The organism is Nocardia sp. NPDC052001 (genome assembly GCF_040680615.1).
In the GTDB taxonomy this organism is placed as follows: Bacteria; Actinomycetota; Actinomycetes; order Mycobacteriales; family Mycobacteriaceae; genus Nocardia.
In genome coordinates this window covers 319,619-343,207 of sequence record NZ_JBFAXC010000005.1, presented here as the reverse complement: position 1 = coordinate 343,207, position 23,589 = coordinate 319,619, and the positions used below count along the sequence as shown (strand labels likewise).

The 23,589-nt window shown below is 68.6% G+C and carries 4 protein-coding genes; all 4 read left to right on the top strand.

Annotated elements, in window-relative coordinates; all coding sequences use genetic code 11:
- Nucleotides 1–180 precede the first annotated feature (180 nt).
- The 4 genes from AB0L82_RS25495 (at nt 181) to AB0L82_RS25480 (ending at nt 23,400) form a co-directional block, all read left to right on the top strand.
- Nucleotides 181–939, top strand: coding sequence for a M23 family metallopeptidase (locus tag AB0L82_RS25495; protein WP_364641196.1), 759 nt, complete (start codon nt 181–183; stop codon nt 937–939).
- A 59-nt stretch (nt 940–998) separates the two neighbouring features.
- The gene (locus AB0L82_RS25490; protein ID WP_364641192.1) at nt 999–1,979 is read left to right on the top strand and encodes a helix-turn-helix transcriptional regulator; all 981 of its coding nucleotides are present in this window, start codon (nt 999–1,001) and stop codon (nt 1,977–1,979) included.
- A gap of 198 nt (nt 1,980–2,177) precedes the next feature.
- A complete protein-coding gene (locus AB0L82_RS25485; RefSeq protein ID WP_364641189.1) occupies nt 2,178–9,497 on the top strand; it encodes an amino acid adenylation domain-containing protein in 7,320 nt (2,439 codons plus the stop codon).
- A 280-nt stretch (nt 9,498–9,777) separates the two neighbouring features.
- The gene (locus tag AB0L82_RS25480) at nt 9,778–23,400 is read left to right on the top strand and encodes an amino acid adenylation domain-containing protein (protein ID WP_364641186.1); all 13,623 of its coding nucleotides are present in this window, start codon (nt 9,778–9,780) and stop codon (nt 23,398–23,400) included.
- The last annotated feature ends 189 nt before the right edge of the window (nt 23,401–23,589 follow it).

Below are 23,589 nucleotides of genomic sequence, written 5' to 3'. Positions count from 1 at the left end.
TTCTGTCACAGCGATGCCGAATCGTTACCGGACCATCGAACGCTAGGACGAGCTTTGTCGCACCACCGAGAGACCGCGAACTCCGTATCAGTTATGGACTTGCTTGGTGATTCTGGTGCCGGTCGTACTGGCGCCGTCGCACGTAAACGGCACCGGGCCGAACCCTCCACCGCTGACCGCGTGAAGGTCGCCGCCGGAGCCGCGGTCGCCGCGAGTGCCCTGATCGGCACCGCGACGCAGATGGTTCCCGCGCTGGCCCACGCCGCGCCGATCGCCCCCAATCATGAGGACAAGTCGGCTGGACAGGATCTCGCACTGCGCGATGTGGCGCAGTCGGTCAAGCAGGCCGCCGACGTCGCCGCGCCTGCTCCCGCTCCGACAGCCGAACCGGTTGCGGATGGCGGCAAACCTGTCGCGGCTCCCGCGCCCGCGCCCTTCGGATTGCAGAATCTGCCGCCGGAGATCGCGAACCCCCTCGCGCAGGCCGAAGCCACGCTGAAGGATCTGCAGCAGAAGCTGGCTCCCGCTCCCGCGGTGCGGCCGGTCGATGTGGGCGTGATCAGCTCCGGCTTCGGTGCGCGCTGGGGCGCAATGCATTACGGGATCGACTTCGCCGATGCCATCGGCACTCCGATCCACTCGGTCATGGGTGGCACGGTGGTGGAGGCCGGTCCGGCTTCCGGTTTCGGTCTCTGGGTGCGTGTTCTGCAGGACGATGGCACCACCGCTGTCTACGGGCACGTCAATGACATGTACGTATCCGCCGGACAGCGGGTCAATACCGGCGATGTGATCGCCACTGTCGGCAATCGCGGCAATTCCACCGGACCTCATCTGCACCTCGAGATCTGGGATGCCAACGGAACGAAGACGGATCCTCTGCCATGGCTGGCCAGCAAGGGCGTAATCATGCAGCAGCAGTGGGGCCCGGACCAGTAGAGCGTTCACCGGCCCACGCGAACGGGCGCTTCCCGGACCGGCGTATGCCGGTGGGCGCGGTGACGACACTGGATGACCTATTCGACCCTGCCTCGCTGCACGGCCGCGCCTACGCGGTGCTCGTACAGCATCCGCGCTCAACTGCGTTCGAGGTGGCCGAGCGATTGGGCTGCCCGCCCCGCATAGCCGAGGCGGCGCTGGAAGCGCTGTGCCATCTCGAGGCCGCGGTGCGACTGACCGAGAACAACGGCACCGTGCGCTGGGACGCGCATGCCCCGGAAGCCTTGTCCGAGGCCGAGACTCGACGTCGCAGCGGCGATATGTTGCGCATGCAGTCGGCCGCCGCCCGCCTGGGTGAGACGTTCCGCTCGGTGCGGCGCACCACCGATGCCGACGGCGCGGTGGTCGCGGTCTACGAGCGACGGCAGCTGCTGGCCGATTTCGAGGATCTGCAGCATACGGCGCATTCGGTTGTGAAGGTTGTGGAGCGTGGTCCGTTCCTATCCGATGTCGAGACCGAGGAGCGGCTGTTCGAGTTGAAGTCGGCTCGGATCACCGCCGGCATCGACTATCGGACGCTCTATCAGGAGACGATCTACCAGGACGCGGAGCGGCTGCGGCATGTGCTCGCCACCAATGCGGTGGGCGCGCAGGCGCGGACGCTGCCCGATCCGCCCATGAAGTTGATCTTGGCTGATGATCGCCGGGCCGTGCTGGTGCTGCACACCGATGAGCGGCGCGGGGATCCGATGGGTGTGCGGGTCGGACCGTCACCGACCTTGGATCTGCTGGTCAAGACGTTCGACTCGCTGTGGTCCATGGCCACGCCCATCTCGGTGAATCCCTCGGAATCATTGGATGAGCGGGATCGGGCCATTCTGACCTTGATGAGCATGGGCGCCACCGATGACACCATCGCGCGACGGCTGGGCCTGTCGCGGCGAACCGTGGTGCGGCGCACCGCCAGTCTGCTGGAGCGGCTCGGGGCCAGCACCCGGTTCCAGGCGGGCGTGCAGGCCACCCGTAGAGGGTGGCTGTAAATGGCTGTGGCTCAGGTCACATGGTTGCAACGCTCCGGTACGGGTACCGATAGTCACTGAGCTCGAGGCCGTGATCGCGGCTCTGTGAGCCCGATATGATTGCTCAGTCCGCCTACCCGGGCGCCGCCGTCGTCGACTTGGGTCGGCCGAAGGTCTTCGGCGTGGGGACCGTTTGACCCGAGAGGTGAATGCACTCGAATGGATACTGCCCGCCGTACAGCTCGCGGTTCTCGTCGGCGTCGGTCCGGCAGCCCTCTCTTCGGGCAGCTCCTCACCGCCGCGGTCGAATCCGCGGCCGATACCATCGCCATCCGGTACAACCCGACCGGTCAGCCCGCTGACCAGCGCGAGATCAGCTATCGCGACCTGGACGCGCAGTCGTCCCAGCTGGCGCGGGAACTGATCGGCCGCGGTGTCGGACCGGGCGATATGGTCGCCATCGGCATCACCCGATCCATCGAATCGGTGCTCGCGGTATGGGCCATCGCCAAGACCGGCGCGGCCTATGTTCCGGTCGACCCGGCCTATCCGCCGGATCGAATCGAACATCTGCTCACCGATTCGAGTGCGGTGCTCGGACTGACCACCCGGGAGCATCGGGGATCGCTGGGGACCGCCACCTACTGGATCGAATTGGATGATCCGGTGCGCGCGGAGCGGATCGCTTCGCAGCCTTCGCACCCGATCTCCTACGCGGACCGGGTGCGCGCGCTCACCGAGCAGCATCCGGCCTATGTCATCTATACCTCGGGATCCACCGGTAAGCCCAAGGGTGTGGTGGTCACGCACACCGGGCTGGCCGGACTGGTCGCCGCCGAGCGCGAGCATTACGACGTCACCGCGGATTCGCGAGTGCTGCACGTGTGTTCGCCGAGTTTCGATGTGTCGGTCCTGGAGTTGATGCTGGCGTTCACCGCCGGCGCGACCCTGGTGATCGCGCCGGCCGGGGTGTTCGGCGGTGTCGAGCTCGCGGAACTGCTGGGGCGCGAACGGGTTTCGCATGTGCTGATCACGCCCGGTGCGCTGGAGTCGGTGGATTCGACTGGGCTGAGCGAACTTACGACCGTCGTGGTGGCGGGCGACAAGTTCGGGCCGGAGCTCGTGAGCCGCTGGGCCACCGCGGAGCGGTCGTTCTACAACGGCTACGGGCCCACCGAGGCAACGATTCTGGCCACCAGCAGTGCACCGCTGCTGCCGGGCGAGGCGGTGACCATCGGGTCGGCCGTGCCCGGTGTGGGCGCGTTCGTACTCGACGCACGACTGCGGCCGGTGCCGGACGGCGTCGTCGGTGAGCTGTATCTGTCGGGTCCGGCGTTGGCGCAGGGATACAACCGTCGACCGGGGTTGACGGCGGAACGGTTCGTGGCCAGTCCATTCGGCGAGGCGACCGAGGCGCCGGGGGCGCGGCTGTACCGCACCGGTGACCTGGTGAAGCGGACCGAATCCGGCGTGATCGAGTACCTGGGCCGCTCCGATTTCCAGGTGAAGATTCGCGGTCTGCGCATCGAACTCGGCGAGATCGACAATGCTCTCACCGCACATACGGATGTGGATTACGCTGCGACACTTGGCAAGACGCTACCGTCGGGCGCGGTAGCGCTGGTTTCGTATGTATTGCCACGCCCGGGAACCACCCTCGATGCCGATGAGCTGGCGGTATTCGTCGGCGAGTCCTTGCCCGCGTACATGGTGCCCGCCGCCATCGTGCTGCTGGACGAGATTCCGCTGACCCCGGTGGGCAAGCTGGATCGCAATGCGCTGCCGGAGCCGGTATTCGCCGCCCGGGAATTCCGCGCGCCCGCCACGCCGACGGAAGAGGCGGTGGCACAGGTCTTCGCGACGCTGCTGATTCCGGATAACCCGGACGCCCGCGTCGGCGCGGATGACGACTTCTTCGAACTCGGCGGCAACTCGCTGCTGGCCGCGCAGGCGGCGGCTCGGATCGGCACCGCGCTCGATGTGCGGGTGCCGGTACACGTGCTTTTCGAGGCTTCCACGGTGTCCGCGCTGGCGCAGCGGCTCGAGGGTGAGACCGCCCCGGCCGCCGGTCCGGCGCTGGGCTCGCTGCCGCGTCCGGAGCGGATACCGCTGTCGTTCGCGCAGCAGCGCATGTGGTTCCTGAACCGGTTCGATCCCGACAGCGCGGTGGACAATATCCCGTTGGCGGTGCGGTTGAGCGGTGCGGTCGATGTCGAGGCCCTGCGCGCGGCCGCTCGGGATCTCGTTGCGCGGCACGAGGTTCTGCGGACCATCTACCCCGAGGTGGATGGCGAGGGCTACCAGCTGGTGCTCCCGGTGACCGACGCCCGGGCCGTACCGGAGCTGCCGCTGGTCGATATCGACGCGGCGGATATTCCGGAGCGGGTGGCCGAAATCGTCGGCGCCGGTTTCGATGTCACGACCGCCCCGCCGATTCGCCTGCGGCTGTTGCGGATTGCCGCCGAAGAGTTCGTGCTGGTCGCCACCGTGCACCATATTTCCGCCGATGGCGTGTCCATGGGGCCGCTGGCGCGGGATCTGGTCACCGCCTATGCCGAGCGGGCGCGCGGTGCCGAGCCGCAGTGGACGCCGCTGGATGTGCACTACGCGGATTACGCGGTATGGCAGCGCGAGACGCTGGGCAGCGAGGACGATCCGGAATCGCTGCTGGCACAGCAGATCGCGTACTGGCGGGCGACCCTGGACGATCTGCCGGATGAGCTGGTGCTCCCGTCGGATCGGCCGCGGCCCCCCGTCGCCTCGTATCAGGGCGGGACATTCGGTTTCCGGATCAGCGATGAGGTGTACGCCGGTGCGCGGCGGCTGGCCGAGAGCCGGAACACCACGCTGTTCATGGTGGTGCACGCGGCGCTGGCGGTGCTGCTGGCGCGGTTGTCGGGCACCCGGGACATCGCCATCGGCACGCCGGTGGCGGGGCGCGGTGAGGCCGAACTCGACGATCTGATCGGCATGTTCGTCAATACGCTGGTGCTGCGCAGCGATGTCGATCCGGCGCTCAGCTTCGAGGACCTGCTCAAGAGCGTGCGCGAGCACGATGTGCGCGCCTTCGGGCACGCCGACGTGCCGTTCGAGCGCCTGGTGGAGCTGCTGGATCCGGCGCGGTCGCAGGCGCGCAATCCGCTGTTCCAGGTGATGCTGGCGTTCCAGAACATGGCGCCGACGCGGCTGGAGCTGCCCGGGTTGAGTGTGGCGGGTGCCGATCTCGAGATTCCGTTCGCGAAGTTCGATTTGCAGCTGACCATGGCCGAATCGCATGACGAGCGCGGCGACGCCAGTGGACTTGCGGGTGAATTCTCCTACGCCCTGGACCTTTTCGACGAGGCCACGGTGGCGGTGTTCGCCGAGCGGTTCGAACGGATCCTGGGCGTGGTGGCCGCGGATCCGGGTATCGCGGTCGGCGATGTCGCCATCTTCGATGCCGCCGAGCGGCAGCGGGTGGTGCGCGACTGGAATGCCACCGGATTCGATCTGGAAGCCGCGGTCGGATTGCCGGAAGGCGTTCCGCCGACGCTGGTTTCGATGTTCGACGCGCAGGTGGCGGCCACCCCGGACGCCATCGCGCTGGTCTTCGAGGACGAGCGCCTCACCTATCGGGAATTGCAGCAGCGGGCCAACAGGCTCGCGCGGCGGCTCATGATGGGGCAGTACGCGCTGGAGCCGGAAGCGCTGGTGGCGCTTGCCATCCGGCGCTCCACCGAACTCGTCGTCGCCATGTACGCGGTGGTGCAGGCGGGCGCGGCCTATGTGCCGATTGATCCGGATCAGCCGCTGGACCGCATCGGGCATATTCTCGATACCGCGCAGCCCCGGATGATTCTGACCACGCACGCGGATGGTTTCGAGTCCGGGCAAGCCATCACCACCTTGCAGGTGGAGGAGCTGGAGCGGGCCGCGCAGGGACTCGATGGGTCGCCCATCGCCGACCGCGAGCGCAATCAGCCGCTGGCGACGGACCATACGGCCTATGTGATCTTCACGTCCGGTTCCACGGGTAAGCCCAAGGGTGTGGCGGTGAGCCACCGCGCCATCGTGAATCGGCTGGTCTGGATGCAGGCGGAATACCGGCTGACCGCCGAAGACGCTGTGCTGCAGAAGACTCCGGCGACGTTCGACGTGTCGGTCTGGGAGTTCTTCTGGCCGTTGCAGGCCGGGGCGCGACTGGTGGTTGCCAAGCCGGATGGGCATCGCGATCCTGTGTATTTGGCGCAGGTAATTGCCGAACAAGGTATTACCACAGCGCATTTCGTGCCGTCGATGCTTTCGGTGTTCGTTGGCACGCTCGGTCGGTCCGAGGCCGCCGGGCTGCGGTTGCGGCAGGTGTTCGCCTCCGGTGAGGCGCTGCCCGGCGGTACCGCGCAGCAGCTGCGCGAGCTGACCGGTGCCCGGCTGCACAACCTGTACGGCCCCACCGAGGCCGCGGTCGACGTCACCTATCACGAGGTGACCGATCTGGACGGCAGCTCGGTGCCGATCGGTGCACCGGTCTTCAATACCCAGGTGTACGTGCTGGATTCGCGATTGAATCCGGTGCCGGTGGGTGTCGCGGGTGAGCTGTATCTGGCCGGCGTGCAGCTGGCGCGCGGGTATGTGGCGCGACCGGATCTGACCGCGGATCGGTTCGTCGCCGATCCGTTCGGGCACGGCGAGCGCATGTACCGCACCGGCGACCTGGTGAAGTGGAGCGCTGCCGGGGAGCTGGAATACCTGGGGCGCACCGACTTCCAGGTGAAGCTGCGCGGTCTGCGCATCGAACTGGGCGAGATCGAGGCGGCGCTGCTGGCGCGGCCGGGTGTCACGCAGGCGGTCGTGGTGGTGCGCGCGGACGCGCACGCCGGGGATCAGCTCATCGGTTACGTGGTGGGTGCCGCCGAGCCGGAGGAGCTGAAAGCCGCACTGGCGCAGTCCCTACCGTCGTACATGGTGCCCCCGGCGGTGCTGGTGCTGGACGAGTTCCCGCTCAACGCCTCGGGCAAGCTGGATCGCAAGGCGCTACCCGCGCCGGTGTTCGAGGCCAAGGTGTTCCGCGCGCCCGCGACCCCGATCGAGGAGATCGTGGCGGGGGTGTTCGCGGATCTGCTCGGCACCGACCGGGTGGGCGCGGATGACGACTTCTTCGAGCTGGGCGGTAATTCGCTGATCGCCACCCGGGCCGTGGCCCGGGTGAACGAGGCGCTGGACACCAATGTCGGCGTGCGCGAATTGTTCGAGACCTCAACGGTTTCCGGGCTCGCGGCGCGCATTGTGCCGGGTGCGGGCACCGGGGCGCGGCCGCCGCTGGTGGCGGGGGAGCGTCCTGCGCGGGTGCCGCTGTCACTGGCACAGCAGCGCATGTGGGTGCTGAATCAGTTCGATCCGGATTCGCCCGCGTACAACATCCCGATGGCCATTCGCCTGCAGGGCGCGCTGGACGTGCCCGCGCTGCGGCAGGCCGTGGAGGATGTGCTGACCCGGCACGAGGTGCTGCGCACCCGGTATCCGGAGTCGGCCCCGGGGGCGGCGGCCTATCAGGAGATCCTGTCGGTGGCCGAGGTGCTGCCGAACGGGCTCGAAGTCGAGCGGGCGGCGGATATCGGCGCGCGCGTCTCCGAGCTGGTTTTCACCGGATTCGATGTGGCGGAACGGGTTCCGGTCCGGGTGCGGTTGATCACCGGCGACGATCCGGACGATTATCTGCTGGTGCTGGTGGCGCATCACATCTCCGCGGACGGCGCGTCGATGGCTCCGCTGGCGCGGGACCTGATGACCGCCTACCTGGCGCGCGCCGCCGGACAGGATCTGAACTGGACGCCGCTGGCGGTGCAGTACGCCGATTTCGCGGTGTGGCAGCGCGCGGTCGTGGGCGTGGAATCGGACGAAGACTCCACCGCCGCGGCGCAATTGGCGTTCTGGCGGGAGCAGCTGGCGGATCTGCCCGCGGGACCGGGTCTGCCGGTCGACCGGGCGCGGACCGCGACGTCGACCATGGCGGGCGCGTTCCTGGACTTCAGCCTGCCCGCCGAGGTGCACGCCGGACTGAATCGTATTGCGCGCCGGCACAACGCATCGCTGTTCATGGTGGTGCACGCGGCGGTCGCGGCCTGGCTGGCGCGGTTGTCCGGCACCGGCGATGTGGTGATCGGCACCGCGGTCGCGGGCCGTGGTGAGCGGGCGCTTGACGATCTGGTCGGCATGTTCGTCAATACGCTGACGCTGCGCACCGCGGTCGATGTGGCCGCGCCGTTCGACGCGCTGGTAGCCCGGGCGCGCGAGACCGATCTGAACGCGTTCGCCAACGCCGACGTCCCGTTCGAGCGGATGTCCGAGGTGGCGGCGCCGGGCCGGTCGGCGGCGAATCCGCTACTGCAGGTGGTGCTTTCGCTGCAGAACACCGAGACGCCGGTGCTGGAGCTGCCCGGTCTTCGGGTGTCCGCCATCGATACCGATCTGGCGGCGGCGAAGTTCGATCTGCAGATCAGCATGGAGCCGCGCGCGGGCACGGACGGCGGGCTGGGCGATCTGGATGTGATCTTCGCTTACGCCACAGACCTTTTCGACGAGGCGACGGTCGAATCGTTCGGGCGGGTGCTGGAGCGCATCCTGATCGCGGTGGCTGCCGATCCGCATATCGCGGTCGGCGATATCGCACTGCTGGATGCTCCGGAAACCGGTGTGGCACAGCAGATTGCGGAGACTCCGGAACCGGTGGCGGCGGTCACCCGCGGTGCGGCGCTGACCCAGGTGCTGACCACCGCGGTCGAGGACGATCCCGACGGCCCCGCGCTGGTCTGGGGCGATGAGGTGGTCAGCTACCAGGAGCTCGACGCGCGGTCGTCGCGGCTGGCGCGGGTGCTGATCGCGCACGGCAGCGGGCCGGGCGCGGGTGTGGTGGTGCATCTCGAGCGCGGCGTGGAACAGGTGGTCGCCGCGTGGGCGGTGCTCAAGGCGGGCGCGATGCTGGTGCCGCTGGCCGCCGCCGATGCGGCGGGACTGGATGTGAAGGTCGGTGTGACAGGCGGTTCCGCACCGGTCACCGCCGCCGGGATCGACTGGCTGGTGCTCGATGATCCGGAGGTGGTCGCGCAGATCGCCGCCGAGTCGAAGCGGCCGGTGACCTATGCCAGCCGCACCCGGGCGCTGCGCGGGGATGACGCGGCGTACATCTCGGGCACGGGTGTGCTGAGTTATAACGGGCTGGCCGCCGCGGTCGAGCGGGTGCGCACCGCGACCGAGTTGACTTTCGAGTCCAGGACGTTCCACCGCGGGCCCGCCGATGCGGCGCTGGCGCTGGTGGAGCTGGTTTCGGCGGGTGTCGTGGGCGCGTCGATCGTGCTGATCGAAGAACTGGACGGTCTGTCTGAGGCATTGGCGGACGAATGGGTCACGCACCTGTTCACCGATGCCGCGGGTGTGCTCGCTCTGAATTCGGTTGCGCCGGATGACCTGCGGGCCGTGATTGTCGAGGGGGCTTCCCATTCGAAGGAAGTGGAAAACGTGATTTTCACCACCCTTGAAGAGATCCCCGCAGGTCACGGCCTCTGATATGACCGCGCGGGCCGTCGTCCCAGACGGCCCGCGTCCGCTATCCACATAATTTTTCCGGGTTGTTCGCCCAGTGGGGTTACTCTCCGAGAGCTGGCAACGATAGGCGAGCCGGCCCGCGCACCCCCGACGCTTGTCGGCGCGCGGAGGCTTTGGGGAACTGGATAGGTCGGAACAATTCAATGATTCGGGTGGGCGGGGAACAGCGCAGCGATTTTCGGCTGGAGCTGGCATGACCCATACGCTTCGTACACGGCCCAGCCGACATCGGCGGTCGCGCATGACCACTCTCCCGCAGCTCATCACCGCGGCCGTGGAGATGAACCCGCACGGGACGGCGCTGGTATTCGGCGCGGCCGAGCAGACGTACGCGCAGCTCAGCTATGCCGAGCTCGATGAGCGTTCGAACCGGCTGGCGCGCTTGCTGATCGACCGCGGCGTCGGACCGGAAAGCCTGGTCGCGATCGCCATTCCGCGATCGGTGCAGGCGGTGATCGCGATCTGGGCGGTGGCGAAGGCCGGTGCGGGATTCGTGCCGGTGGATCCGAACTATCCGGCCGATCGGGTGCTGCACATGGTCCGCGATTCGCGGGCGGTGCTCGGGCTGACGATCGCCGAGAAGCGCCCGGCGCTGCCGGACTCGGTGCGCTGGCTGGCCCTGGATGATCCCGAATTCGCCGATCGGGCACACGGTTTCCCAGCCGATATGGTGATCAATTCCGATCGAGTCCGGCCGCTTCGGGGGGAGCATCCGGCCTATGCGATCTACACCTCGGGGTCCACCGGCCTGCCCAAGGGCGTCGTGGTGACGCACGCCGGACTGGCGGGGCTCTGCGCCGAACAGCGCGAACGATTCGGCCTCACGCCGGAATCACGGGTGCTGCAGGTGGCTTCGCCGTCCTTCGACGCCTCGGTGTTCGAATTGCTCATGGCCATCGGATCCGCGGCCACGCTGGTGGTGGCCGCGCCGGAGGTCTACGGCGGTGCGGATCTGGGTGCGCTGCTGGCGCGTGAGTCGGTGAGCCATGCGGTGATCACGCCGTCGGTGCTGGCCTCGATCGATCCGAGCGGGCTCGGCGAGCTGCGCGTTGTACTGGCCGCGGGTGAGGCGTGCCCGCCGGAATTGGTGCGGCGCTGGGTGGCTCCGATCGCGGACGGCGAGCGGCGTCTGCTGAACGGCTACGGCCCCACCGAGACCACCATCTGGTCCAACTGCGCTGAGCTGCTACCGGATCGACCGGTGACCATCGGTGCGGCCATCCGGGGTGCCGCCGCGCACGTGCTCGATGAGCGATTGCGCGAAGTCGCACCGGGGGAGGCCGGTGAGCTGTACGTAGCCGGAGCGTTGCTGGCGCGCGGATACCTACGCCGTCCGGAGCTGACGGCCGCGCGGTTCGTGGCCAATCCGTTCGAGGGCGGCGGGTCGCGGCTGTACCGCACCGGGGACCTGGTGCGGTGGGACGCCGATGGTGAACTGGAGTATCTGGGGCGCAATGATTTCCAGGTGAAGATCCGCGGCCTGCGGATCGAGCTGGAGGAGATCGACGCGGTGCTCGCCGAGCATCCGGACGTCGATTTCGCGGTCACGGTGGGTCATGAATTGCCCAGCGGGGCAACGGTTCTGGTGTCCTACGCACACGGCCCCGCGCTCACCGCCGGGCAGGCGGACGAGCTGACCGCGCTGGCGGAGAGCCGGTTGCCCGCCCATATGGTGCCGGGCGCCATCACGGTGCTGGACCGGATTCCGCTGACACCGGTGGGCAAACTGGATCGGGCGGCGCTGCCGCCGCCGGTATTCGAGGCCAACGCGTATCGCGCGCCGGAAACCGCCGTGCAGCGGACCATCGCCGAGGTGCTGGCGCAGGTGCTGCCGGTGGCGCGGGTCGGCCTGGACGACGATTTCTTCGCCCTCGGCCTGGACAGCATCACCTCCATTCAGATCGTGTCGCGGGCGCGGGCGCTCGGGGTGCTCTTCAAGGCCAAGGATCTGTTCGCCGCGCGCACGATCGCGGCGCTTTCCGAAATCGCGACCGTCGCAGCGGAATCCGCGGTGATTCCGGAACCGGTGACCGGACCGCTGGTGCGGCTCGGCGAGGGTGAGCTGGAACGACTACGGCAGCGGTATCCGACCATGTCGGATGTCTGGCCGCTGACACCGCTGCAGTCGGGCATGCTGTTCCACGCGCAACTGGCCGAATCGTCGGTGGACGCGTACATGACGCAGTTCAGCGTGGATCTCGGCGGCGCGATCGATATCGAGCGACTGCACACCGTCGCGCAGGCGCTGCTGGACCGGCATGTGAATTTGCGCGTGGTCTTCGCCGAGGACGCGAGCGGGGAGCCGATTCAGGTCGTGCTCGACGACGTCGAAGTGCCTTGGCACTACTTGGATCTCGGCGATAGCGAGCCGTACGAGCCCGGCGCCAAGACCGATTGGATGATGGCCGCCGATCTGGCCGGGCATTTCGATATGACGGCCGGGCCGCTGCTGCGGTTCACGCTGGTGCGCACCGGGCCAGAGCGCTTCCGGGTGTGGGTCACCAGTCACCACATTCTGCTGGACGGCTGGTCGATGCCGCTGCTCATGCAGGATATGTTCGCGCTCTACGCGTTCGGCGGGGATACCGGGGAGTTGCCGCCGCCGCGCTCCTATCGCGACTATCTGGCCTGGCTGGCGGCGCAGGATCAGGAGGCCGCGCGGGCCGCCTGGCGGGTGGCGCTGGCGGGATTCGACGAGCCGACGCCGCTGGCGGCCGTCGATCGATCGCGCGAGATCACCTCGGGTATAGGCGAACTCGGATTCGAGCTGGAGGCCGAGGAGACCGCCGCGCTGGCTCGGGTCGCCGCCGAGGCCGGGGTCACGGTGAACACCATCGTGCAGGCCGCGTGGGGTTTGCTGATCGGGCGGACCACCGATCGCGACGATGTGGTGTTCGGTGCGACCGTCTCGGGTCGCCCGCCGCAGTTGACCGGTATCGAAACCATGGTCGGACTGTTCCTCAACGCCATTCCGGTCCGGGTGCGGCTGGCCGCCGGGGACACCCTGATCGAGGTGCTGCGCCGGTTGCAGGATGAACAGGCCGCACTGCTGGATCACCACTATCTGGCGCTGGGCGAGATTCAGGAAATCACCGGTGTCGACGGGATTTTCGATTCGCTCATCGTCTTCGCGTCCTTCCCGGTCGACGCTGAGGCGCTGGACGCCGCCGCCCGGCCCATCGACGAGGTGGGATTGCTCGGCACCGAGGCGGCCAATGGCACACACTATCCGATCACCGTCATGGTGACACCGGGTAGTGCGCTGCGGGTGAACCTCAAATATCTGCGGGATCTGTTCGACGAGAACGAGATCCGAGTGCTGGCGCAGCGCTTCGCACTGCTGCTGGAGCGATTCGGGACCATGCCGCGGGCGCGGGTCGCCGACGTGGACGCGCTCATCGACCGGGAGCGCGCCGCCCTCGACGCGGTCAATGCCACCGAAGTGGCTGAGCTGCTGGATGATTCGACGCTGCTGACGCTGTTCGACGCGCAGGCCGCGCGGACCCCCGACGCCATCGCGGTGATATCCGAGCAAACCACATTGACGTATACCGAGCTGGATGCACGTTCACGGCGGCTGGCTCGGGAGCTGGCGCTGCGCGGTGTGGGGCCGGAATCGCGGGTGGCGGTGGCCATGCGGCGCGGTATCGATCTGGTGGTGGCGATCTACGCGGTGCTGCGCGCCGGTGGCGCGTACGTGCCCGTCGATCCGGATCATCCGGCCGAGCGCAATGAGTACGTGCTCGGGAGCGCGGCACCGGTGTGTGTGCTGACCCGCACCGAGGACGGGTTCGAAACCGCTTCCGGGGTACCGCTTTTCCTGGTGGACGCGCTGGCCGGCGCGGGTGCGATCGAGTACTTCGGCAGTGCGCCGGTGCGGCCGGACAACGCGGCCTACGTCATCTACACCTCCGGATCGACCGGTCGTCCCAAGGGCGTGGTGATCACGCATCGGCAGATGGCGAATCAGTTCCGCTGGGCGCAGCGGAACTATCCGCACGGTGCGGGTGATGTGGTGCTGCACAAGACGCCCATCACCTTCGACATCTCCACGTGGGAACTGTTCTGGCCGTTGCAGACCGGTGCGGCGGTGGTCATCGCCGCACCGGACGGGCATCGGGATCCGGCATACATCGCCCGGACGATTCGTGAATACGGCGTCACCTCGGTGCATTTCGTGCCGTCGATGCTCGATGCCTACCTCGACGGCCCCGCCGCCGAGCAGACCTCGCTGCGCTGGGTGTTCGCCGCCGGTGAAGCGCTGTCCGCGCAGACCGCGCGCAATTTCGCGAGCGCGCTGCCGGGCACCGAGCTCGTCAACTGGTACGGCCCGGCGGAAGCCACCGTGGTCACCGCGTTCCATGCCGAAGATGTTGCGGGCGTGGCCGTTCCGATCGGCGCCCCGGTCGCGAACACCCGCGTGCACGTGCTGGATAGGCAGTTGCGACCGGTGCCGTTCGGCGCGGCCGGTGAGTTGTACGTGGCCGGGGTGCAGTTGGCGCGCGGCTACGCGGGTGCGCCGGGGCTCACGGCGGAGCGGTTCGTCGCGCACGACGGCGGGCAGCGGCTGTACCGCACCGGTGATGTGGTGCGGTGGATCGTGGACCCGGCCGCGGACGGGCATGCGCTGGAGTACCTGGGGCGCAGTGATTTCCAGGTGAAGCTGCGTGGACAGCGTATCGAACTCGGTGAGATCGAGACGGTGCTGCTGGGGTATCCGGGCGTGCACCGGGCCGCGGTCGCCCTGGTGCGCGGGGCTGCCGGTGATCGGCTGGTCGCCTACATCGTGCTGGAAGACGCTGCCGCGGTGGCGGATTCGGAATTGCTCGCACATGTACGGGGCACGCTGCCGTCGTACATGGTGCCGTCGGCGGTGGTGCGATTGGCCGCCATGCCGCTCAATGCCAGCGGCAAGCTGGATCGCAAGGCGCTGCCGGAGCCCGAGCTCCAGGGTCGCGCGTATCGTGCGCCCGGCTCTCGCGCCGAACGCGCGGTGGCGGAGGTGTTCTCCACCGTGCTGGGAACGCCGACCGTCGGCGCGGATGACGACTTCTTCGAGCTCGGCGGCAATTCGCTCAGCGCCACGCAGGTGGTGGCGCGCCTCGGCGGAGTGCTGGGCGCACGGGTGCCGCTGCGCGCGCTGTTCGATGCGCCGACCGTCGCCGGTCTGGCGGAACTGATTGCCGCACAGGGTGATTCGTCGTACGCGCCATTGCGCCCGATGGAGCGGCCGGACTCGATTCCGCTGTCGTACGCGCAGCAGCGCATGTGGTTCCTGAACCGCTTCGACACCGCCGCGGGCACCTACAATCTGCCCTCGGCGTTGCGCATCACCGGACCGCTGGATGTGACGGCCCTGCGCGCGGCGGTCCGGGATCTGGTGCAGCGCCACGAAGTGCTGCGGACCGTGTATCCCGAACACGACGGCGTCGGGCATCAGGTGGTGCTCGATGTCGATGATCCCGAGGCCGTACCCGCCATTCCGATGGTGGACGTGCGCGCGGAGACCGTGGTGGCGGCCGTGGCCGAGACCGCGATGGCGGGTTTCGATGTGACGATCGCGCCGCCGCTGCGAGTGCGCCTGCTGCGCTTGGGAACCGACGATCACGTGCTGGTGTGCGTGGTGCACCACATCGCGGGCGACGGCTTCTCGGCCGGACCGCTGACCCGGGATCTGATGACGGCGTATCTGAGCCGGATTCAGGGGTACGCGCCGGAATGGACGCCGCTGGCGGTGCAGTACGCCGATTACGCGCTGTGGCAGCGCGAAATCCTCGGTGACGAACACGATTCCGGATCGCTGCTGGCCCGGCAGCTGGAGTTCTGGCGCAAGAGCCTGGCCGGATTGCCGGATCAGCTGGAGCTGCCCGCCGATCGTCCCCGGCCCGCCGTGGCGAGCAGCGCGGGCGGCCTGGTGACCTTCGAGATCGACGCCGAGGTGCACGCCGGTCTGCATCGAATGACGCAGGAGCGCAACGCGACCCTGTTCATGGTGTTGCACGCGGCGCTGGCCGTGCTGCTGGCCCGGCTCTCGGGTACCCGCGATATCGCCATCGGCGCACCGATCGCGGGCCGTGGCGCGGCCGAACTGGACGATCTTATCGGCATGTTCGTCAATACGCTGGTGCTGCGCGCCGAGGTGGACCTGGCCGCCGGATTCGCCGAGTTGCTCGCGGCCGTGCGGCGCACCGATCTGGCGGCCTTCGAGCACGCCGACGTGCCGTTCGAACGGATTGTGGAACTGCTGGATCCGCCGCGCTCACAGGCCCGGCATCCGCTGTTCCAGGTCTCGCTCACCTTGCAGAATCTGGCGCGGGCGGAACTGTCGCTGCCGGGGATGTCGGTGGCGGCGGTCGAGATGGATCTGCCGGTCACCAAGTTCGACCTCGATCTGACCCTGGTGGAGGTGGTCGAAGACGGAGTGCCGCAGGGGATTTCGGCCTCGTTCAGCTATGCCACGGATCTGTTCGACGCCGAGACGGTGCGCATGTTCGCGCGGCGGTTCACGCGACTGCTGGCCGCCGTGACCCGGACACCGGAGCTGCCGGTGGGCGAGCTGCCGATGCTCGACGACGGCGAATACGAGTGGCTGACAAGGAGTTCCGAGGCGGCCGCGGGCACCTCGGCGCTGCTGCCGGACCTGCTGACCAAGGGCGTGGCGCTGGGCCGGGACCGGATCGCGGTGCGCTCGGCGGGGCAGTCGTACACCTACGGTGAACTGGACGATTATTCGTCGCGCCTGGCGCGCGTGCTGATCGCGCGCGGGGTCGGACCGGAAGCCGTTGTGGCGCTTGCCATGGGCCGGTCGTTCGACATGATCGCCGCGGTCTGGGCGGTGGCGAAGTCGGGTGCGGCCTATGTGCCGGTGGATCCGGGCTACCCGATCGACCGCATCCGGCATATGGTCACCGATTCCGGTGCGGTGGTCGGCTTCACGCTCGGTGAGTTCGCGGCCGAGCTACCCGGGGATCTGGACTGGCTGGCACTGGACGATCCCGCGGTGGTGGCCGAGTACGCGGCGGAATCGGCCGCGCCGGTCATCGACGCGGACCGGGTCGCGGCACTGCGGCCGGGGCATATCGCCTATCTGATCTACACCTCGGGTTCGACTGGTCTGCCCAAGGGCGTCAGCGTCACCCACGCCGGTCTCGGCGCGTTCGTCGAGCACGGTGTCGAACTCTGCGGTGTGCGGGCGGAGCACCGCTTCCTGCACGTCTGCTCACCGAGTTTCGACCAGTCCGTGGAGGAGTGGCTGTACCCGTTCTCCACCGGGGCGACCCTGGTCATCGTGCCGCCGGGCGTGCTGGGCGGTGCGGAGCTGAGTGAACTGCTGCGCGCCGAACGGGTCACGCACATCATGGTGACGCCGGGCATGCTGGGCACCATCGATCCGATCGGACTCGACGATCTGGTGCTGGTCGGCACCGGCGGCGAGTCGACCAGTGCGGAACTGATCGCGAAGTGGTCGACCGGCCGCCGGTACCTGAACAGTTACGGGCCGACCGAGGTCACCATCGGCTCATCGTACGTGGAACTCGACGCCGGTAGCCGAATCACCATCGGCGCACCGATTCCCGGTGTCTCCGCGCTGGTGCTCGACGAGCGGTTGCGGCCGGTGCCGCCGGGTGTCGCGGGTGAGCTCTACCTCGCCGGTGCGGCACTGGCGCGCGGCTATCGCGGGCGGGCGGGACTCACGAGTGAGCGTTTCGTGGCCTGCCCGTGGGGCGGTCCGGGGACGCGGATGTACCGCAGCGGCGATCTGGTGCGCTGGGTGCCGGTCGGCGACGGCTGGGAACTGGAGTACCTGGGGCGCACCGATTTCCAGGTGAAGATCCGCGGCTACCGGATCGAACTCGGCGAGATCGACGCGGTGCTCGGCGGACACGACGACGTCGATTTCGCCGTCACACTCGGACGGCGGAATGCCGCGGGCGCAACGATATTGGTGTCATACGTGCTCGCGCGCTCGGTCGACGAGGCCGGACTGCGCGAGTACGCGAGCCGGTATCTGCCCGCGCATATGGTGCCCTCGGCCATCGTGCTGCTCGATGAGATTCCGCTGACGCCGGTCGGTAAACTCGATCGCGCGGCGCTGCCGGAACCCGAGCTGGGACAGCGCGAATACCGCGCGCCCGCAACACCTCTCGAAGAGACGGTGGCCGGGGTGTTCGCCGAATTGCTCGGCGTGGCACAGGTCGGCCGCGATGACGACTTCTTCGAGCTGGGCGGCAATTCGCTGATCGCCACCCAGTTGGTCGCGCGACTCGGCGTGGCCCTGGACACCCGGGTGCCCGTGCGCGCGGTCTTCGAGACCACCACGGTGCTGACACTGGCCGCGTTCCTGGCGACCCAGGAGGGCGCGGGCGGGCGCATCGCGCTGATGCAGCGGCCGCGGCCGGAGTCGATTCCGCTGTCCCTGGCACAGCAGCGCATGTGGTTCGTGAACCAGCTGGACACCGCGAACTCGGCGTACAACGTGCCGATCGCACTGCGGCTGCACGGCGATCTCGATACCGGCGCGCTGGCGCTTGCCGTGCGCGATGTGGTGGCGCGGCACGAAACGCTGCGGACGGTGTACCCGGAGTCGGACGGAATCGCGCACCAGGTGGTGCTGCCGGTCGAGCAGGCCGCCCCGGATCTGACGCCCGAGCTGGTCGACGCCGCCGCGCTGCTGGCGCGGGTGACCGCGGAGCTGACCGCCGGATTCGACGTCACCACCGAAGTTCCTTTGCGGGCCAAGCTGTTCCGGGTCGATTCGGTATCGCGGGAGCCCGAGCACGTGGTGCTGTTCGTGGCGCATCACATCAGTGCGGACGGCTGGTCGATGGGACCGCTGGCCCGCGATGTGATGACCGCGTATCTCGCGCGGACACAGGGGCGGGAGCCGCTGTGGCAGCCGCTGCCGGTGCAGTACATCGATTACACGCTGTGGCAGCGGGAGGTGCTGGGCACCGAAGCCGATCCGGAGAGTCTGATCTCCGCGCAGGGCGACTATTGGCGCGACGCGCTGGCCGGGCTGCCCGATGAGCTGACGCTGCCCGCGGATCGGCCGCGGCCACCGCGTCAGTCGTTCGCGGGCGGACAGGTGGCCTTCCGGATCGACGCCGATCTGCAGCGGCGGCTGCGCACCTTGGCGCGGGCCCGGCACGCGACGCCGTTCATGGTCGTGCACACCGCGCTGGCGATCTTCCTTGCGCGTATGTCGGGTACCGAGGACATCGCCATCGGAACGCCGGTGGCCGGGCGCGGCGCGGCCGAGCTGGACAATGTGATCGGCATGTTCGTCAACACCCTGGTGCTGCGCACCCGGGTAGCGCCGGGGCTCGGTTTCGCCGAATTGCTGGCGCAGACCAGGGAAACCGATCTGGCGGCGTTCGCGCACGCGGACGTGCCGTTCGAGCGCCTGGTGGAACTGCTGAACCCGGAGCGCTCGACCGCGCGTAATCCGCTGTTCCAGGTCATGCTGGCGTTCGAGAATCTGCAGGACAACACCTTCGAGCTACCCGAATTGCGGATCAGCGCACTGGATTCCGGTGTCGAGACCTCGCAGTTCGATCTCTCGCTGACCGTGCGGGAGAGTCCGGACGAATCCGGGATGGACGCCGTATTCACCTATGCGCGTGACCTTTTCGACCGGAATACGGTGCAGGGATTCGCGGATCGGTTCGTGCGGTTGCTCGAGGCGGTCACGCACGGCGGTGACACCGCGGTCGGGGATCTGCCACTGCTGTCCGGTGCCGAGCACGAACTGCTCACCCATGTCCACCATGACGAGGTGATGGCGACCGCGCTACTGCCGGATCTGCTCACCGCGGGCGTCGCCCTCGGGCGTGAGCGCACGGCGATCCGTTATCGCGGTCATTCCATCAGCTACGGCGAACTCGACGATTACACCTCGCAGCTGGCGCGGGTGCTCATCGAATGCGGCGTGGGGCCGGAAAAGCTGGTGGCCGTCGCCTTCCCGCGCTCGTTCGAAACGGTGGCAGCGGTGCTGGCCATCGCCAAGGCCGGTGGCGCGCACGTGCCGGTGGATCCGGCCTATCCGGCGGACCGGGTGCGGCATATGATCACCGATTCCGGTGCGGTACTTGGCATTACCGGGTACTCGTACCGCGATGCGCTGCCGGACGGCGTGCACTGGCTGTGCCTGGACGACGCGACGGTGGACGCGCGCTGCCTGGCGCAGTCAGCGGAAGCGGTGACCGACGCGGATCGGCTCACGCCGCTGCGGATGCGACATCCGGCGTACGTCATCTACACCTCGGGATCCACGGGTATGCCCAAGGGCGTCACCGTGACCCACGCCGGACTCGGCGGGCTCACCGAGTACGCGGTGAACCGGTACGGCATGCACTCGGACGACCGGATGCTGCACAACTGCTCACCGAGTTTCGATCCCTCGGTGCTGGAATGGATCTGCGCGTTCTACACCGGCGCGACGCTGGTGATCGCACCCTCGGAGATCATGGGCGGTCCCGAACTCGGCGAGCTGATCCGTACCGAACGGGTGGATCACGTGCTGCTCACCCCGGCGGTGCTCGGCACCCTGGATCCGGCCGATCAGGATCGGCTGCGCATGCTGTCCATCGGCGGCGATGTGACCACGCCGGAACTGCTGGCCAAATGGGAGCCGGGCCGCGTATTCCACAATGCGTACGGGCCGACCGAGACCACCATCATCTCCACCTACGCGCAGTTGACGCCGGGCCGGCACATCACCATCGGTAAACCGGTGCACGGCATGTCGGCGCTGGTACTGGACGCACGGCTGAATCCGGTGCCGCCGGGCGTCGCGGGTGAGCTGTACCTGGCCGGAGGCGCGCTGGCGCGCGGCTACCGCAACCGCGCCGGGCTGACCTCGGAGCGGTTCGTCGCCAATCCGTGGGGAAAGCCGGGTGCGCGCATGTATCGCACCGGCGACGTGGTGCGCTGGTACGCCGATCCGGCAGATCGGGATGGGGCGCAGGGGAACTGGGAGCTCGACTATGTCGGGCGCTCGGACTTCCAGGTCAAGATTCGCGGCTTCCGCATCGAACTCGGTGAGATCGACGCGGTCCTCGGGCGGCATCCGGAGGTCGAGTTCGTCATCACGCTGGGCCGGGATAATGCCGCCGGGGCAACGGTTCTGGTGTCCTATGTGCTCGGCGTCCCCGGCAGTTCACCCAAGCCGCAGGACCTCACCGAGTTCGCGGCGGCCAGCCTGCCCGCGCATATGGTCCCGTCCGCCATCGTGATACTGGACGAGATTCCATTGACGCCGGTCGGCAAGCTCGATCGCAAGGCGCTGCCGGAACCCGAACTGGCACAGCGGGAATACCGGGCGCCCGCCGGGGCGCTCGAGGAGTCCGTCGCCGTGGTCTTCACCGAGGTGCTCGGCGTGGACCGGGCCGGGCGCGATGACGACTTCTTCTCGCTCGGCGGCACCTCGCTGCTGGCCAGCCAGGTGGTGAGCCGGTTGCGCAAGGTGACCGGCGCACAGGTCATGGTCGCGTGGTTCTTCACCGATTCGACCGTGGCAGGACTGGCCGCGCGCATCGCGGCCGAATTCGACGGCGGCGCGGACGGTGCCGACGCCGCGCTGGGCGTGGTGCTGCCGATTCGTGCCACGGGTACCCGCACGCCGCTGTTCTGCGCCCCGCCCATGGCCGGAATGTCCTGGTGCTATGCGGGATTGGCGCAGTACCTGCCCGAGGATCAGCCAATTCTGGGGCTGCAATCCCCGGCACTCACCGAGCTCGGCTACTGGCCCGAATCGCTGACCGAGGTGGCCCGGCGATACGTGCGCGAGATGCGGGAGATCCAGCCACACGGGCCATACCGGCTGCTCGGCTATTCGCTCGGCGGCACGCTGGCGCAGGCCATCGCTACTGAACTGGCCGCGCTGGGGGAGCGCACCGATGTGCTCGCCATCCTCGACGCGTACCCGGATGCGGATATGTCCGACTTCCGGGACGCGCTGCGGGACGAATTCGTCGCGCTCGGCGTGACGGATTTCCCGGAAGGCGATCTGCAGGAGCTCGGCGATGACGCGCTGCGCGCCCTGCAGGCCGCGATTCCGGCCGATCTCGCGGTGCTGACGCTGGAGCGGATTCGCCGGATCTACAGCGGCGCGGTGCGCACCATCGAACTCGGATCCGCCTATCAGCCCGCCTATTTCGACGGCGATATCGAACTGTTCCGGGCCGAGTTCCGGGGACCGGGCGAGACGGTCTACGGGCCGGGGCACTGGCGGCCGTTCACCGGCGGCGCGATCACCGATCGGCCGGTGCCGGTCACCCATCAGCTGATGGTCGGCACCGAGGCGTTCGCGATCATCGGGCCGGAGCTGGCGGCCCTCATCGATGCCGCCGATCGGGGTCCCGCACCCGCACCCGCGCCGGAACCGCTGCCGATCGAGGACGAGGTCTCGGACTGGGCCATCACCCAGGTGCTTCCGGTGGTCACCTCGCTACCGGGCTTCCAGGGCGATCCGACCGCGACCACGGTGCTACCGGTCTTCGCGCCGGAACCGCCACAGGCGCCGCTGGCCAGCGCCATCGCCGTGCGGCGCACCGCGACCAGCACGGTGTCACCGTTGCCCGCCGGTGCGGTGAGTCTGCTCGAGGTGGAGCCGGCCGGACTGCATGTGCGAGCCATCGCCCTCGATATCGCGGAGGGCGTCTCGGGCTCCCGGGTGCGGCGCTCGGTCGCGAGCCTGCGCGAACGGCATCCGGCGCTGTGGGCGCGACTGCGCTTCGACGGGGACACCCCGCTGCTGGATATCCCGCTGCGGTCCGATCCCTCGGACGCGGCGGTCTGGCGGGTCGATCCGGCGGTGCAGGCAGTCGGCGATCCGATCGGGGCCGTGGTGCACGCGGCCGCGGCCGAACTGGACCCCGAACAGGGCCGCAATATTCGGTTCGTCCTGCTCGAGGGCCCGGCGCCGGACGCGCCCGTGGATCCGGATACGGGCGAGCAGCCGGTGGCCGTGCTCATCGTGGTGGCCAATGGCCTGGTGGTCGATGACGCCTCGTGGCGCGTCATCATCGACGATCTCACCGATTCCTGGTCGGGCGGGCACTCCGGCGGCGGCGGTGCGCCGGGCACCGATCCCGCCGAGTTCGCGCACGATGCCGCGGAACGGGCGGGCGAACCGGCGACGGTCGCCGAATTGGGCTGGTGGCGTGCGGCATTGGCGGCGATACCGGCCGGGCTCGCACCCGACCGGGTGGCCGACGAGTCACGCGGGCGGGTATCGGTGCAGATCACCGGAGCGGGCGCGACCGCGGTGGACGCGGTGGCCCGGCAGTACGGGGCCACGCTCGAGGAGGTCCTGCTCACGGCGTTCGCGGTCGCGCTCTGGGATGACGCGGGCGCTTCGGCGCGCGCCACCCTCGGTTCGGTGGTGCGACTGGTCGCCGACCCGCGGCCGCCCGGCGATCCGGTGGTCGGCGCGTTCAGCACCGGCTACCCGTTCGTGCCCGCGCTGACCGGGGTGGATTTCGATCAGGTGCGGCGCGGCGGACCGGCCGCCGGATACGCCATCGCGCAATTGCGGGACAGCGTGCGCGCGGTCCCCTCCCACGGTGTGGGATTCGGTCTGCTGCGGCAGCTGAATCCGGCCGCGGCCGCGGTGCTCACCGGACTTCCGCAGGGCCGCATCGGTTTCCGCTACCGCGATCTGCGCCCGGCCCGGGTGCTGCCCGAACCGGTCGCCGATGACCTCTACCTCGATATCACCGTCGACACCAGCGCGGATGGGCTGCTGGCCCGCTTCGACTTCGCGGGCGCGGTGCTCGAACTCGATCAGGTCAAGGGGCTTGTCGAGGGGTGGGTACAGGCTTTGGGCGGGCTCGCCGAGCACGGAGAGGGGATCCATCCGTAGCATTGCCTGCTTACCACCCCGTTTCGACGTGGACACCTGTCTTCGGTGTGCCGGAAGGTACCCTGACGACGCGGTGCCCGCGTCGAGGCGCAGGTCGTGACCACTCCCTCTGTCGTGGCGCTTGGTGTTGCGGGCCCCGGCCGGTCTAGCTGGGGCGAGTAACACGACCCGTGCCCTCCCGATTTCCCT

Bases quoted from the DNA above. Each gene is read 5' to 3' on its own strand.
- AB0L82_RS25485 (WP_364641189.1), top strand. From the start codon at position 2,178: ATGGATACTGCCCGCCGTACAGCTCGCGGTTCTCGTCGGCGTCGGTCC.
- AB0L82_RS25480 (WP_364641186.1), top strand. From the start codon at position 9,778: ATGACCACTCTCCCGCAGCTCATCACCGCGGCCGTGGAGATGAACCCG.